Source organism: Ensifer sp. SSB1 (genome assembly GCF_016652895.1).
GTDB lineage: Bacteria > Pseudomonadota > Alphaproteobacteria > Rhizobiales > Rhizobiaceae > Ensifer.
In genome coordinates this window covers 1-14,857 of the sequence record NZ_JAEPRP010000047.1, presented here as the reverse complement: position 1 = coordinate 14,857, position 14,857 = coordinate 1, and the positions used below count along the sequence as shown (strand labels likewise).

General features: G+C 63.8%; 14 protein-coding genes. 2 read left to right on the top strand and 12 right to left on the bottom strand.

Annotated elements, in window-relative coordinates; translation table 11 throughout:
* Nucleotides 1-44 precede the first annotated feature (44 nt).
* From mnhG to I8N66_RS13980, 11 genes are all read right to left on the bottom strand, one after another.
* Complete coding sequence (mnhG, locus tag I8N66_RS14030) at nt 45-416, bottom strand: monovalent cation/H(+) antiporter subunit G (RefSeq protein ID WP_113535978.1); 372 nt, start codon at nt 414-416, stop codon at nt 45-47.
* Nucleotides 413-694 carry a K+/H+ antiporter subunit F gene (locus I8N66_RS14025; RefSeq protein ID WP_057254530.1) on the bottom strand — a complete coding sequence of 94 codons (282 nt, stop codon included), beginning with the start codon at nt 692-694 and terminating at the stop codon, nt 413-415. The genes mnhG and I8N66_RS14025 overlap by 4 nt, the downstream gene beginning before the upstream one ends.
* Nucleotides 691-1,176, bottom strand: coding sequence for a Na+/H+ antiporter subunit E (locus I8N66_RS14020; RefSeq protein WP_113535979.1), 486 nt, complete (start codon nt 1,174-1,176; stop codon nt 691-693). The genes I8N66_RS14025 and I8N66_RS14020 overlap by 4 nt, the downstream gene beginning before the upstream one ends.
* A 2-nt stretch (nt 1,177-1,178) precedes the next feature.
* Nucleotides 1,179-2,795 carry a monovalent cation/H+ antiporter subunit D gene (locus I8N66_RS14015; RefSeq protein ID WP_291154536.1) on the bottom strand — a complete coding sequence of 539 codons (1,617 nt, stop codon included), beginning with the start codon at nt 2,793-2,795 and terminating at the stop codon, nt 1,179-1,181.
* Nucleotides 2,788-3,135, bottom strand: coding sequence for a Na+/H+ antiporter subunit C (locus I8N66_RS14010; RefSeq protein ID WP_058326879.1), 348 nt, complete (start codon nt 3,133-3,135; stop codon nt 2,788-2,790). The genes I8N66_RS14015 and I8N66_RS14010 overlap by 8 nt, the downstream gene beginning before the upstream one ends.
* The gene (locus I8N66_RS14005) at nt 3,135-6,053 is read right to left on the bottom strand and encodes a monovalent cation/H+ antiporter subunit A (RefSeq protein WP_328717332.1); all 2,919 of its coding nucleotides are present in this window, start codon (nt 6,051-6,053) and stop codon (nt 3,135-3,137) included. Before I8N66_RS14005 ends, I8N66_RS14010 begins: the two co-directional genes overlap by 1 nt.
* A gap of 311 nt (nt 6,054-6,364) precedes the next feature.
* Nucleotides 6,365-9,004: an EAL domain-containing protein gene (locus tag I8N66_RS14000; protein ID WP_113535982.1), complete on the bottom strand. Its 2,640-nt coding sequence runs from the start codon at nt 9,002-9,004 to the stop codon at nt 6,365-6,367.
* Between the two features lie 134 nt (nt 9,005-9,138).
* On the bottom strand, nt 9,139-9,324 hold the full coding sequence (locus I8N66_RS13995; protein ID WP_113535983.1) for a DUF3008 family protein: 186 nt from the start codon (nt 9,322-9,324) through the stop codon (nt 9,139-9,141).
* An 85-nt stretch (nt 9,325-9,409) separates the two neighbouring features.
* Nucleotides 9,410-11,029, bottom strand: coding sequence for a cisplatin damage response ATP-dependent DNA ligase (locus tag I8N66_RS13990; protein ID WP_291154531.1), 1,620 nt, complete (start codon nt 11,027-11,029; stop codon nt 9,410-9,412).
* A 4-nt stretch (nt 11,030-11,033) separates the two neighbouring features.
* Nucleotides 11,034-12,044 carry a ligase-associated DNA damage response exonuclease gene (locus I8N66_RS13985; RefSeq protein WP_113535985.1) on the bottom strand — a complete coding sequence of 337 codons (1,011 nt, stop codon included), beginning with the start codon at nt 12,042-12,044 and terminating at the stop codon, nt 11,034-11,036.
* Between the two features lie 88 nt (nt 12,045-12,132).
* Entirely contained in the window at nt 12,133-13,086 is a 954-nt protein-coding gene (locus I8N66_RS13980) for a nucleoside hydrolase (RefSeq protein WP_113535986.1), read from the bottom strand.
* A gap of 208 nt (nt 13,087-13,294) precedes the next feature.
* Between I8N66_RS13980 and I8N66_RS13975 the strand changes: the two genes are divergently transcribed.
* A complete protein-coding gene (locus tag I8N66_RS13975; RefSeq protein WP_113535987.1) occupies nt 13,295-13,615 on the top strand; it encodes a hypothetical protein in 321 nt (106 codons plus the stop codon).
* Between the two features lie 195 nt (nt 13,616-13,810).
* Nucleotides 13,811-14,470, top strand: a complete 660-nt coding sequence (locus I8N66_RS13970) for a hypothetical protein (RefSeq protein WP_113535988.1) — start codon at nt 13,811-13,813, stop codon at nt 14,468-14,470.
* A gap of 99 nt (nt 14,471-14,569) precedes the next feature.
* Here I8N66_RS13970 and I8N66_RS13965 read toward each other — a convergent pair.
* A partial coding sequence (locus tag I8N66_RS13965) for an amino acid--tRNA ligase-related protein (RefSeq protein WP_291154527.1) occupies nt 14,570-14,857 on the bottom strand: 288 nt, incomplete at its 5' end.

The following is a 14,857-nucleotide window of genomic DNA, read 5'->3' as shown; positions in this document are numbered from 1 at the left end:
ATGGGATGCAGCCCTGAGTTTCCTGGCTGGAAGTGGTCTGAAACCTATTCCGCCGGTTCTTCGCGGGACGGCCGCTGTTTCAGCGGGACGCCCCGCTTTTCTTCGACACGGTCGCGGTAGAGCGCTGCCTGCCCGAGCAGCATCAACGTCACAGGTGTGGTGACGACGACGAAGACGATGATCAGGATCTCGTGGAACACCCAACGGCTTTGCAGCACTGCGAAGCAGACGATCGAGGCGGTGCAGATCATCAGCACGCCGCCGCTGGTCGCCAGTGTCGGCGCATGCAGGCGTTCGTAGAAGCTGGTGAACCTGAGCAGGCCGACCGAGCCGATCAGCGCCACCGCGGCGCCGAGAACGGTAAGCCCGCAGACGAGAACGGCCGCCCAGACAGGGAGGTCGGTGAGATGGTTCATTCGATGATCTCCCCACGCATGAGGAACTTGCCGAAGGCGATCGACGAGACGAAGCCGATCAGCGCGACGATCAGTGCCGATTCGAAATAGATCGAGTTCGCGGTGCGGATGCCGAAGGTGAGCAGCATCAGCATGGCGTTGATGTAGAGCGTGTCGAGGCCGAGGATGCGATCCTGGGCGCGCGGCCCTCGCACCATGCGGTAAAAGGCGAAGGCCATCGCCAGGCCGAGCATGATCTGGGCAATCAGGATCGACCAGATGATCGTAAGTTCCATCATCCGAATATCTCCTTCAATGCGGCTTCGTAGCGCTTGACCGTATCGAGCCAGACGTCCTCGTTCTCCATGTCGAGCACGTGGAAGAGCAGAGACTTGCGTCCTCGATCGTATTCGAGCCAGGCCGTCCCGGGCGTTGCCGTCATGACGCAGGCGAGCAGCGCCAGGGCATTTTCGTCTTCGAGATCGATATCGACCGTCAGGAAGCCGGAGCTCGGTGGACGGCGCCGGCCACGCAGGATGACTCCAATGACGGCAAGATTGGATCGGATGACGTCGAGTGCCACGGCAAAGCCGAAGCGCAGTATCAACAGGATCCGGCGCGGGTGCGAGCGGACCGGGCTGAGCTTCAGCGTCACCCAGCTGAGACCAGTCGCCAGGATCGTGCCCATGACCAGGGTGCCAGGGGCGACCGATTGATTGAGCAGCACCCAGATGATGAGCAGGGCAATCGACAGCAAGGGATAGGGGAGCCAGATGCGCATCGTTATTGCCCTCCCGCCCGGGGTGCGGTGAGCACACGTTCCGCATAGCCGGCGGGATCGAAGAGCGAATCCGCCGTCGCCTGCATGTAACGCATCGTCGGGCCTGCCTGCACGCTCAGGAAGATGCAGGTGGCGAGCAGCACGACGACGGGGGTGATCTCGATGACGACCACCCGCGGCACGGTGTTTTCGATCGACGCCCAGAACGTGCGGATGCCGACGCGGTTCATGGCGATCATCGCTGCGAGACCGGAGACGATCAGCAGCGTGACATAGGTCCAGTCGGCCGCGGAAATCGCCGGGGCGGCTTCCGTTCCCGACAGGCCGAAGAGACCGCTGAGGATCGCGAACTTGGCGACGAAGCCCGAGAGCGGCGGCAGGCCGGCAAGCAGCAGGGCGCAAAGGCAGAAGCAGAGGCCGAGAATCGCCATGGTGCCTGGGATTGCGGCGCCGACCTCTTCTTCTTCTTCGTCCTCGTCGGCGTCGCCATAGGCCTCCATCGTCACCGCCAGAACGTCGGCGCCGGCGTCACGGCCGCGTTCGACCAATTCGATCAGGAGGAAGAAGGCGGCGATCGTCAGTGTCGAGCTGACGAGGTAGAAGAGCGCCCCGGCAATCATGCTCGGGTGGCCGAGGCCGATGGCCGCGAGCAAGGTGCCGGAGGAAACAAGCACCGAGTAGGCCGCAAGGCGACCCATTGCCTGTGAAGCGAGCACGCCGATCGCGCCAAAGGCGATTGTCAGCAGTCCGCCTGCAATAAGGATCGGCTGGCCGAAGCCTGCGGAGGCCCCGGCGCTTGCGCCGAAGACCAGCAGCGAAAGCCTGAGGATGACGTAGATGCCGACCTTGGTCAGGATCGCAAATACGGCGGCGACCGGAGGCGTTGCGGCCGAATAGGCCGTCGGCAGCCAGAAGCTCAAGGGCCACATGCCGGCTTTGACCAGGAAGGCGACACCGAGCACGCCGGCGCCGACCTCGACCATCTGGCGATCGTCCGGCGAGAGCGTCGCCAGCTTCATCGAGAGATCGGCCATGTTGAGCGTGCCGGTCGCGCCGTAGATCAGGCTGACGCCGATGAGGAAGAGCGACGAGGCGGCGAGGTTGATCGCGACGTAGTGCAGGCCTGCCTTGACGCGCAGCGGCCCGGAACCATGCAGGAGCAGGCCGTAGGACGCCGCCAGCATCATCTCGAAGAAGACGAAGAGGTTGAACAGGTCACCGGTGAGGAACGAGCCGTTGAGACCGGCGATCAGCAGCTGGAACAGCGAATGGAAGTGATGGCCCGACGTGTGCCAGCGGGCGATGGAATAGGCCTGGGCGGCAAGCGCCAGTCCGCTCGTCAGGCAGAGCATCAGCGCCGAAAGACGATCGAGCACCAGAACGATGCCGAAGGGTGCCGGCCAGTTGCCGAGCTGGTAGACGCCGTTGCCGGCGGGTGCCCCTTCCATCGAGGCGATGCGCATCAGCACCATCGAGAGCACGAAAAGCGCGAGCGTCGAGACGAAGCCCATCACGCCCTTCATCATGCGGTTGCGCTCGTCGATCGGGATCATCGCGGCGCCGACCATCAGCGGCAGCAGGATCGGCAAGATCAGCAGGTGGTGCATCCAGTTAGTCATGGCGCTGCTCCCTGCCGTCGACATGGTCGGTGCCGGTAAAGCCGCGCGAGGCGAGCAGCACGACGAGGAAGAGCGCGGTCATGGCGAAGCCGATGACGATCGCAGTCAGCACGAGCGCCTGTGGCACCGGATCGGTGAAGCGGCTGAGATCGCCCACGCCACCGGGCTCCAGCACCGGCGGCGCGTTCACGCGAAGGCGCCCCATGCCGAAGATGAAGAGGTTGACCGCATAGGAGAGTAGAGAAAGGCCGATGATCACCTGATAGGTGCGGGGGCGCAGCAGCAGGTAGACGCCGGAAGCCGTCAGCACGCCGATAGCAACAGAGAGAATGATCTCCATTAGCGTGCCTCCTTTCGCATGGCGCGTGCATGAGCACGCGGCGCGCGGATCGACTGGTGGGCCAGCGCGATGAGGATCAGCACCGTTGCGCCGAGCACCAGCGAGAAGACGCCGAGATCGAAGAATAACGCGCTCGCCAGCGGAAACTTCCCGACGATCGGCAGTGTGACGTATTGCGCATGCGAGGTCAGGAACGGATAGCCGAAGAGCCATGAACCGATGCCGGTGGTCGCGGCGACCAGCAGCCCGATGCTCATCCAGCGCAGCGGGTGGATGCGCAGCCGTTCTTCGACCCAGCGCGTGCCGCCGGACATGTATTGCAGGATGAAGCCGATGGACATGGCGATACCGGCCGCAAAGCCGCCACCCGGCAGGTCATGGCCGCGCAGGAACAGGTAGGCCGCCAGCATGCCGATGACCGGGAACATCCAGCGCATGATGACCGACGGTACGAACAGGTACTCGGCAACGCTGTCGCCCTTGCTGCGATCCGGATGATCGTCGTCGAAGGCGTTCTGGACGCGCTGCTGTTCCGGCGCCTCCAGGCTGTCGGCCTGCGGGCGGAAGCGCAGGAGCAGGGCGAAGACCGTGAGCGCGACGATCGCCAGAACGGCGATTTCGCCGAGCGTGTCGAAGCCGCGGAAATCGACGAGGATGACGTTGACGACGTTGGTGCCGCCGCCTTCCTTGTAGGCGCGCTCGAGGAAGTAGCTGGCGATCGTATCCGGCAGCGGACGGGTCATCATCGTATAGGCGATGAGCGCCACGCCGCCGCCGGCGGTGACCGCCAGCAGGAAGTCGCGCAGGCGGCGGAAGCGGACCCTGAGCGAAAGCAGTTCGGATTCCTGCGTGTCTTCGATGCGCTTCGGCAGCCAGCGAAGGCCGAGCAGGATGAGGACGGTCGTGACGATCTCGACCAGCAACTGGGTCACGGCAAGGTCGGGCGCCGAAAGCCAGACGAAGGTCAGGCAGGTGGTGAGACCGGCGCCGCCGAGCAGCACGAGTGCAGCCAGCCGGTGGAATTTTGCGAGGATCGCCGCACCGATCGCGCAGGCGATGCCGACTGCCCAGAGCAGGGCGAAGGCTGGATCGATGCTGCGAACGAGAAGCGGCGGCAGCTCGTATTGGGAAAGAAGCAGCGGCAGGGCGCCGGCCGCAACGGCGATGAAGACCAGGAAACGCATCTGCGGCTGTAGGCGCCGGGTGCCGAGGCGCTGCTCGAGCGAACGCGCCCATTTCCAGGAGAGCGTCACCAGCACGCGCTCGAAGATGCGCTGGCCGTGCAGGAGGCGGAAGATCGGCGGCCCTTCGACGCTGGTCGCGAGGTAGTTGCGCATCAGGAAATAGAGGCCGACGCCTCCCGCAAGCGCGACGAAGCTCATGATCAGCGGCAGGTTCCAGCCATGCCAGACGGAAAGGCTGTAATAGGGCGTGGTGGCGCCGAGGATCGATACGACCGCCGTGTGCAGGAACGGGCCGATGGTGATCGCCGGGATGATGCCGACAACCAGGCAGGCGAGTACCAGGAACTCGATCGGCACGCGCATCCAGCGCGGCGGCTCGTGCGGTACCTTCGGCAGGTCCTCCGGCGCCTTGCCGAAGAAGACGCTATGGATGAAGCGCAGCGAATAGGTGACGGCAAACATGCCGGCGAGCGTCGCGACATAGGGCGTCATCGTGTCGAGGATGTTGGCCTGGTGCGTTTCGATTGCCTCGGCGAAGAACATCTCCTTGGAGATGAAGCCGTTCAAGAGCGGCACGCCGGCCATGGCAGCACTTGCGACCATGGCGAGGACTGCCGTTCCCGGCATGTAGCGGATCAGCCCGCCGAGCTTGCGCATGTCGCGCGTCCCGGTCTCGTGGTCGATGATGCCGGCCGCCATGAACAGCGATGCCTTGAAGGTGGCGTGGTTGACGATGTGGAAGACCGCGGCGACTGCGGCAAGCGGGCTTCCGAGGCTCAGGAGCACCGTGATGAGGCCGAGATGGCTGATGGTGGAATAGGCGAGCAGGCCTTTGAGGTCCTGCTGGAAGATGGCGAAATAGGCGCCGAGCAGCAGGGTGGAAAGCCCGGCGAGGCCGACGATCCAGAACCAGGCCTCGGTGCCGGCCATGACCGGCCACAGGCGCACGAGCAGGAAGACGCCGGCCTTCACCATCGTTGCCGAGTGCAGGTAGGCCGAGACCGGTGTGGGCGCCGCCATGGCCTGCGGCAGCCAGAAATGGAACGGGAACTGCGCACTCTTCGTCAGCGCGCCGAGCAGCACCAGGATCAGCACCGGCATATAGAGCGACGAGTTGCGGATCATGTCGCCGGAGGCGAGCACGACATCGAGGTCGTAGCTGCCGACGATGCGGCCCATCAGCAGGAGCCCGACGAGCATGCAGAGACCGCCGGTGCCGGTAACCGTCAGCGCCATGCGGGCGCCATCGCGGGCATGGGCATTGTGATGCCAATAGCCGATCAAGAGGAAGGAGACGATGCTCGTCAGCTCCCAGAAGACCGCAAGCAGGATGAGATTGCCTGAAAGCACGACGCCGAGCATCGAGCCCATGAAGGCAAGAAACAGCGCCAGGAAGCGCGGCACCGGATCCTCTGCGGCCATGTAATAGCGCGCATAGAGCACGACGAGCACGCCGATGGCCGTCACCAGCACCGTGAAGAGCCAGGCGAAGCCATCCATCCGGAGGGTGAAATTGAGGCCGAGTTCAGGGAGCCAGGCGATATCGTAGCGCAGTACGCCGCCTGAGGTGACGAAGGGATAGAGGCTGGCTGCGACGAGGAAACACAGGAGCGCGATCGCTCCGGCGAACCAGGCTGTCGCACCGCGCTGATCGGGCGGAAAGAAGATTGCAAGGAGGCTTCCCGCAAATGGGGCGAGAATGAAGACAGAAAGCAATTTTCCCGCGTATTCGATCGTACCGTTCCCTTCGTTCGGGTTTCATGGAGAGCGGGCACCGGAGCGCCGTGCTTTCAAACGAATGCACAAGGGACGCACCAGGATTTTGATTCTAGAGCATCTTTTCCGCTTTCAGTGGTTCCACTTGAAGCGGGACACTCTAGAGGCCCGAAAGGGCGGTCGCATCAGCGACTGCCGCAGGTGATGCCGCCGATCCCATGAAGTGGAGGCAGGCAATTGTTTTTATGGCGATTCGCGGCAAGGCTGCCAAGCCTTACGGGTGCGAAAAATGCACGCAGCGTGATTTTTGCTGCGGGCTGGCGCGCTTCTCAGGCTGCGAGCCAGCGGCGCTCGAAGGCGAAGGTCGCGAGGTCGTTGGCGTTCATCGGCCGCGCGAAGGCATAACCCTGCAGCCCGTGGCAGCCGAGTTCCTTCAGGATATGGGCGTGTTCCAGCGTCTCGACGCCTTCGGCAATGACTTCGATGCCGAGCGATGTGCCGATATCGATGATCGATTCGACGAGGCGTTTTTCGGCGGGCGACTCGAGGATTGGCAGAACGAGCTGGCGGTCGATCTTCAGCCGCCGCGGGGTCAGCTTCAGAAGGCTCAGGATCGAGGCATAGCCGGTGCCGAAGTCGTCGATCTCGATGTCGATGCCGAGCTCCTTGATCCGGCGGATATTGGAAAGCACGGTCACGTCGCTCTCGTCGAAGGAGATCGACTCCAGGAGTTCGAACGACAGGCGGCCCGCCGGTATCTTCAACTGTTCGAGGCGGTCGATCAGGTTCTCATCGTGGAGCCGGGCGTAGGAGAGGTTGACCGAGACCTTGGGAATGTGGATGCCATTGGCCTCCCAGCGGTAGATCTGGAACAGTGCCTGCTCAAGGATCGCCTGGTCGATCGAAGCGACGACGTTGATGTCTTCGGCCGTCTTCAGGAACGTATGGGGACCGAGCAGTCCCTTGGACGGATGGTCCCAGCGCGCCAGCGCCTCGACACCGATGATATCAAGTGAGCGCGGGCAGAACTGCGGCTGGAAATGGGCGATGAACTCGTTGTGCTCCAGCCCGCGAAGAATCTCGTCGGCCGTCTGCTTGGTCTTGAAAACGGCTGTCTTCAGCTCGCCGGTGAAAGTTTCGTGCCGGTTGCGGCCGCGACGCTTGGCCTCGTAGAGCGCAATATCGGCATTGACGAGCACGTGTGTCAGGTCGTCCGCCGCCTTGGCCTGGGCAGCTATGCCGATGCTGACACCGATGCGGCACTCCTGGTCCTTGTAGCGGACGGGAACGCTCATCGCCTCGATGATGCGGGATGCAAGGGCGGCGTCCGGCTCCAGTCCGCCATCCTGGCGCACGATGACGAATTCGTCGCCGCCGATGCGGGCGACGAAGTCCCTGCCATCCGCATTGGCGCGGAGCAGCTCTGCGGCGTGGCGCAGGATCTCGTCGCCGGCGGCGTGGCCGAGCGTATCGTTGATCTGCTTGAACCGGTCGAGATCCATGTGGAAGATGCTGAGCCGGGCCTCCGGCGCGAAATGCCTGTGGCGCTCGGCGAGCACCTGGTCGAGGAAACGGCGGTTCGGCAGGCCGGTCAGCGGATCATGCAGGGCATTGAATTCCATGCGATGGCGCGCCGCCTCGAGCTCCACGCTGTGCGCCTCGGCCATGCGCTTGGCTTCGAACAGGGTCTCGCGGGTCTCGAAGTCGGCGGTGACGTCCCAGTTGACACCGACGACCTTCCGCATGCCATCGGCGCCGATATAGGCGGAGCCGATGGCACGTATGTGGCGCAGACTGCCGTCTGCGAGACAGATGCGGAAGTCCGAGTTGTAGGCGTCGCCCGTTTCCAGCGCTTCTCTGAACTCGGCCTCGGCGCGCTGGACATCTTCGGAATAGAGCGCACTTCTCCAGTCCTCGTAGGTCTCGCGTGCGGAGCCCAAGCGACCATAGAGTTCCCGCATCCGGTCGTCCCAGAGCAGCTTGCCGCTCGCGATGTCCAGCTCCCAAATGCCGATCTGCGAGGAGTCGAGTGCGATCTTCAGGCGGTGGGAAAGTTCCTGCAGCTGTGCCTTGCTGTGCCTCAGTGCGCGGATGTTCATCTGTCGCTCGCTCATCAGGCGCCCGGTCAAAATCATCGGCAGGAGGATCATCAGGCCACCGAGTACGATCAGCCCGCGGATGAGCCACGCGTTGCCGGCCGTCGTCGGCCAGCCACCCTTGGGAACGGCTGCGATGTGCCAGGAGCCGCCCGGCAGCAGCACGGTCATCTCGACCGGCGAACGTTTGAAGATCGCGGGGTCGCCGAAGAAGACCTGTCCTGCCGCGCCGGTGCCGTCGCGCCCGGCTATGGCGATATCGATGCCGGGCTGTTCGGAAAGGAGACCGCTGTCACGATAGAGGCGGTCGATGTCGATGATGGCGGAGACGATGCCCCAGAAGCGATTGCTGCCGCCGCCGCCGTCGATCGATACCGGGAAACGGCCGATCAGCCCGCGACCGCCCTGGACGAGGTCCACCGGGCCGGCAAGAACCATCTGGCCGGTGTCCTTGACGCGCATGACGGCCGCGCGCTGCAATTCGTTCTTGCGGTAATCGAGCCCGACTGCCTTCTCATTTCCTTTGACGGGGTAGACGAGAGAAACGATGAGGTTCGGTGCGCCGGCGATGCTGCGCAATTGAGAGCGCTCGTTGAAAATGCCGCGCGAGAGGGCGGCGAAGCGCTTCTGATCCATGCCCGGCTCGGTGACGAGCGTGCCGATCAGGCCGCGCACGAGCTGGACATTGCCGTTGACGTTGGCTTCGAGCTTGGAACGGATCGGGTTGAGCTCTTCGGCGACCCGCGCACGCAGGCGCGCCTCGGCCACCACCTGGTTCTGATTGTCCGCAAGGATGCCGGCGACCAGGACGACGAAAGCCGCAATGACCGCCGGAAGGTAGCTTGGCGTTAAAATCCTGGAGAGCCTCTTCATTCCGAGGTTGAAAGCATGTCTGGCAGGCACAGATCACCCCGGCGGCACGCGAATGGCTTCGTATCGACGGGATAATCCCAAAAGGGTCTTAATAATTCTTGTTTTAGGCGGCTCTTTTATTCGAGGTTCTGCACTCAGTCGCCCTTGTGCTCGGGCAGCTTCTGGCGCTGGGTCTCGGCGAGTTCCTTGAGTTCGCCTTCGGTCATGGATTTCTCCATCCCGCGGGATGCGCCCTTTAGGCTGGACTTCTTGATCTCGCCGCGTTTTGCGGCAAGAGCCGCACCGGCCGCCTGTTGCTGAGCCTTCGACTTGGCTGGCATGGAACACCACCTTTCGGTTGATAGCCTGCTCCCAACGCGCAGCCATCGCCGGTGTTCCCAATATTTCCACCCGAAGGTCGCGATGCTACGTGCCTTCGCGCGCCTCGATCATGGCCTGCAGCGTCTCCAGTCGGTCGGCGTCCCGCGGCAGCTTGTCCTGTCTGAGGCGGGCAATGCGCGGGAAGCGCATGGCGACGCCCGATTTGTGCCGGGTCGAGCGGTTGATACCCTCGAAGGCGACCTCGACGACGAAACCGAAATCGGGCTCGGCCCGCACGGCCCGGACCGGTCCGAAGCGCTCGGTCGTGTTGTCCCGGACGAAGCGGTCGAGGATTTCCAGTTCGGCGTCGGTAAAGCCGAAATAGGCTTTGCCGACCGGAACGAGCGTTTCCTTCCCGTCGATCACGGTCCAGACGCCGAAGGTGAAATCGGAATAGTAGCTGGAGCGCTTGCCGTGGCCGCGCTGCGCGTACATCAGCACCGCGTCGATGTTGAAGGGCGCACGCTTCCACTTGAACCAGGGGCCTTTGACGCGGCCCGGCGTATAGGGTGAATCGAGCCGCTTCAGCATGATGCCTTCGATGACCGGATCGGGCGGGTCGGCGCGCAGCCGATCAAGCTCCTCCCAGGACGAGAACGGCACTAGCGGCGACAGGTCGAAATGCTGCGGTGAGGCGTGTTCGACGAGATCGGCGAGCATTGCTCTTCTTGCGACGAAGCCCTGAGGACGGACGTCTTCTTCGCCTGAAAAGAGAATGTCATAGGCGCGGATGAAGGCGGGGTAGGCGTCGACGAGCTTGTGGCTGACGGTCTTGCGGTTCAGGCGCTGTTGCAGGTCCGCAAAGGTTCGGGTTGCGCGGTTGGTGCGTGCGGTGCCGCCGCCGAGCAGTTCGCCGTCGATGACGCCGGTGAAGTCGGCGGCTTCCAGCACGTCGGGAAAGGCGCCGGAGATCTCGTCGCCGCTGCGGGAATAGAGGCGCCGGACGCCGCCGATATTGGCAAGCTGCACGCGGATGCCATCCCACTTCCATTCGGCCGCAAAATCCCTGGGGTCGAGTGCGTCGAGATCGCCGTCACCGACGGGGTTGGCGAGCATGACCGAATGAAAGACCGCCGGGGTCGAGAGTTCGGGTTTCTCCGCTTCTCCCGAAAGCCAGCGGAAGAGCGGCAGATAGGGTGGTGACAGGCCGTGCCAGAGCGTCTCGATCTCGGCCACATCCTTGCCGCCCATTTCGGCAAGCGCCTGCTTGGCAAGCTTCGCCGAAACGCCGATGCGCAGGCCTCCGGTCACCAGTTTGAGGAAGGCGAAACGCGCCGACGTGTCCAAGTGGTCCAGCATGTCGCGCACCACGCTGCGCACGTCGGCGCGTCCGGTCATCTGCAGGCGCTCGATGGCGGCACCCAGCGGGATGTCCGATTGAACGGTACCGACGGGTGGCTCCCAGTCGAGCGATACCGTCTCGGCGAGGTCGCCGACATAGTCGTAGGAATACTGGAAGAGCACGGCGTCCATGCGTTCGAGCAGCAGGTCGCGGATCATCGCCGGCTTGACCGTGTTCAGCGACAGCGTGCCGGCGATGGCCGCTAGCGCGTAGCCGCGGCTCGGATCCGGCGTCGTGCGGAAGTAATCGGCGAGCAGCCGGATCTTGGCGTTGCGTTGCGGGCTCAGAACGAGACGATCAAGCAGTTCGGCGAAGGCGCGCATCCCGTCACTCTCCCTCGTCGTCGTAGCCGACGAGATGCAGCGGACGCGCGGCGATGCCCTGAAGCTCGCACCAGCGCACCAGCGCTTCCTCGCGCCCATGCGTGACCCAGACTTCGCCCGGTGCGATCTCTTTGATCGTCGCCGTCAGTTCGGCCCAATCGCAATGGTCGGAGATGACGAGTGGCAGTTCGACGCCGCGCTGCTTCGCCCTTTGCCGGATCAGCATCCAGCCCGAGGCGAAGACGGCAATCGGGTCGGAGAAGCGCCGCGACCAGCGGTCGGCGAAGGCGGCGGGCGGACCGATCACGATCGTGCCCCTGAAATCCTGCTTCTCGTCGGCGGCAAGCGTTGCCGGGCGCAGTTCGCCGAGGTCTATGCCCTGGCTCTCGTAGTAGTCGCAGAGCCGTTGCAGGGCGCCATGGATGAAGATCGGCTGGTGGTAGCCCTCTTCGCGCAGGAGCGCGATGACCCGCTGCGCCTTGCCGAGCGCATAGGCGCCGACGACGTGGGTCCGCTCGGGAAACTGGGCAAGCGAAGTGAGCAGCTTGCGGGTCTCGGCCCGATCGTCCGGGTGGTGGAAGACCGGCAGGCCGAAGGTGGCTTCGGTGATGAAGACATCGCAGGCGACGGGTTCGAAGCCGGCGCAGGTCGGATCCCACCGCCGCTTGTAGTCGCCGGAGACGACGATACGGGTGCCGTTGGCATGGACCGAGATCTGCGCCGAGCCGAGCACGTGGCCCGCAGGATGAAAGCCCACCTCGACGCCATTCAGCGTCAGCCTTTCCCCGAGTTCGACCGCCTGGCTCGTGCCGCAGAAATCATCGCCGTAGCGAATGCGCATGATGTCGAGGGTTTCGCGGGTGGCGAGCACCTGGCCGTGGCCGGCGCGGGCATGGTCGGAATGGCCATGGGTAATGAGCGCCCTTTCGACCGGCTGCACCGGGTCGATGTAGAAATCGCCAATCTGGCAATAGAGACCTTTGGGGGCGGGATAGAGCAGGGCGTCCGGTTTCATGGACACAAAGATAGCCGGCGAACGCGCGTCCGCCAGCCGTCTTGTTCAAGTTTTTCAAGGCGCAGCATTTGCTGCGCCTCGATCGGGATCAGCCGTTCAGGACCAGCGTGTCGCTGATGAGCTTCAGCGTGCGCGCGGCATCGATGTCGACGCAGGCCTTCTGGCTCGGCAGATCGTCCCATGGGCTCGGCGGGAAGAGCCTGTTGTCGGGGCTTTGGATCGTCTGGCCGTCGGCGATGCCGCCGCAGACGACGCGGATCGATCCGCTCCTGACGGTGAAGAGGTCGGGTGCAACGACATAGGCGCAGGCGCAGCTGTCATGCACGACCATGCCGTCGGGCACGTGCTGCTCGTAGAAGGTCACGTAGAACTTCGAGATATCGGCGAGCAGCTTGCCGGCTTCGCCGCCGCGCTCGGCGATGTCGGCGATCATCGCCTTGGTCATCACGGTCTTGGTGGTGACGTCGAGGCCGACGACGGTGACCGGCCATGGGCCCGCCATCACCACGTCGGCGGCTTCCGGGTCACCGTGGATGTTGGCTTCCGCCGCCGGCGTGATGTTGCCGTTGACGTCGAAAGCGCCACCCATGATGACGACTTCGCGCACCAGTGCGGCAAAATCCGGATCCTCGCGCAGCGCCAGCGCCAGGTTGGTCATGCGGCCAACAGCGATGAGCGTCACTTCGCCGGGATGGGCGCGGACCGTATCGATGATGAAGCGGTGTGCGGGGCGCGGGTCGACCGGCAAGTCGATCGTCTCGGGCACGTCGATGTTGCCGAGGCCGTCATCGCCGTGAATGAAGGTCGGCCAGCCGACATGCGGGCGGTCGGGATTGAGGGTCTTGTCGAGCCCCTTGGCGACGGGCGCATCGATACCCCACTCACGCTTCAGGAACAGCGCATTGCGGGTGGTGGTTTCGACCGAGGCATTGCCGAAGACGGTGGTGATGCCGATCAGGTCGATAGCCGGGTGACGATGCAGGAAAAGCAGCGCCATCGCATCGTCGATGCCCGGGTCCGTATCAAATATGACTTTGTGCATTTTCGTTCTTCTTTTCTTGTTCTTGTGTTTGACGGCCCGCAATGGAGGCAAGATGGCTGCGAAAGTCAATCTCCCTCCCGGGCGCACGGGCGGAGACCGAGCGGGTTCGCAGCAGGTTTCCGTGGGAACATCGTGGCGCCGGCGGACATGGCAAGCTCCCTCACATGGATGGGAACGGCTCATCCAGTGTCAACCGGGAGGTAATGTCATGCATAGGCTGGTATTCGTTTCCATGATCGTCATCACCGCGGCGACCTCGTTTGCCGCGCCCTCCCTTGCGCAAAGCGCCGGCGGCAAGGGCCGCGGTGGCGGCAGTGGGCACGGCTCTTCCGACAGCAGCGACTGGTATCCCGGCATCGGCGCCTTCACGCATGGCAATGACAACTACGACCGCCGCCGTCCGAAGGTGATCCTCACAAAATCCGGAGCCTATTGCGTTGAAAACCGGCGGTGGGTGGATGCGTCCGGTATCGCGCACGTCTCGCCCTACCGCGAGTGCCGCAACCGGGTGGACATTGCGATCGATTGATCTGGCCAACCGGCGGTAGTGGCGTGCAGGCGGTAAATGTGCGCACGCCACACTGCCATTTTCGGCGGCCGTACCGGCCGTTTCCAACCGTCTTCTCCGCAGCAGCTTAAACTTTCCGAAAGGTGGCGGGCCTAATGTCAAGGCGCCCCCTTCGGGCTTTTCTGCAATTTCTGGATATGACGGCGGAGTCCCCTCGTGAAGGCTATTCTCGGCAAGTTTCGGCCATCGAAGAGACTGCTCGTCATCCTCGCCGCCGCCTTCGGTGTTTCGGCCGCATCCGGCGGGGCCGCTGTCTATGTCAGCCGGGACGCACTGATGGCGGGGCTTTCCAAGCCGAACACATCCGGTCTCGAATGCACGATGCTGCGCACCCTCAAGCTCAGCCATAACGGCCAGCGCTGGATCCGCATGCACGTCAAGACCGATCGCGCCGATGGCGAGACACGCATGCGCACAGCGCTCCGCGTCGTCGGAGCGCTGGCAAAGTCCGAGAGGGCCGATCTCTATCAGGTCGTCGTGCTCGACGCGGCCGGCCCTGAAGATCGGGCGCAGGTCCGCGGTGCTGCAATCGGGGCGGAAGTGCTCTTCGCGCCCGGTCCGCAGAGCGTGCCTGGAATGAGCGAAACATTCCGTGCTTCCTACAATGCCGGCGCGGCCAATTCCGCCGGTGTCTTCCATGGCAAGACGGTCGATCTGTCGTTGGACGATATCCGCACGATGATGGCGGCGATGGACGACCACTCGTCGTGCATCGATCCATCAGCGGATCCGGCCGAGGCCAAGACGGCCGAAGCCGGTGGCGCCGAGCACGAGGCCAAGCCGGAAGAGACCGCCGAGGCGCCGGCGGGTCACTGAGATCGCGCTGCGTCCGGAACTTCGGACATCTTTAGAAAATCAAAAAGGCCCGTCGCGGGTGCGACGGGCCTTCGTATTCGTGGGCGTATGTGACCTTGATCAGTCAGCTTTCTGCCGGCGTGCCGGGAACAGGATGACGTCGCGGATCGACGGCGCGTTGGTGAGCAGCATGATCAGGCGATCGACGCCGATGCCGAGGCCACCGGCCGGCGGCATGCCCTGGTCGATGGCATCAAGGAACTCGTCGTCGAGCTGCTTGGCCTTTTCGCCGCGGGCGTGGGCCTGCTCCAGCTGCTCGACCATGCGGGCGCGCTGTTCTTCCGGATCGTTGAGTTCGGAGAAGGCGTTGCCGAGTTCCCAGGCGTTGCAATAGGTCTCGAAACGTTC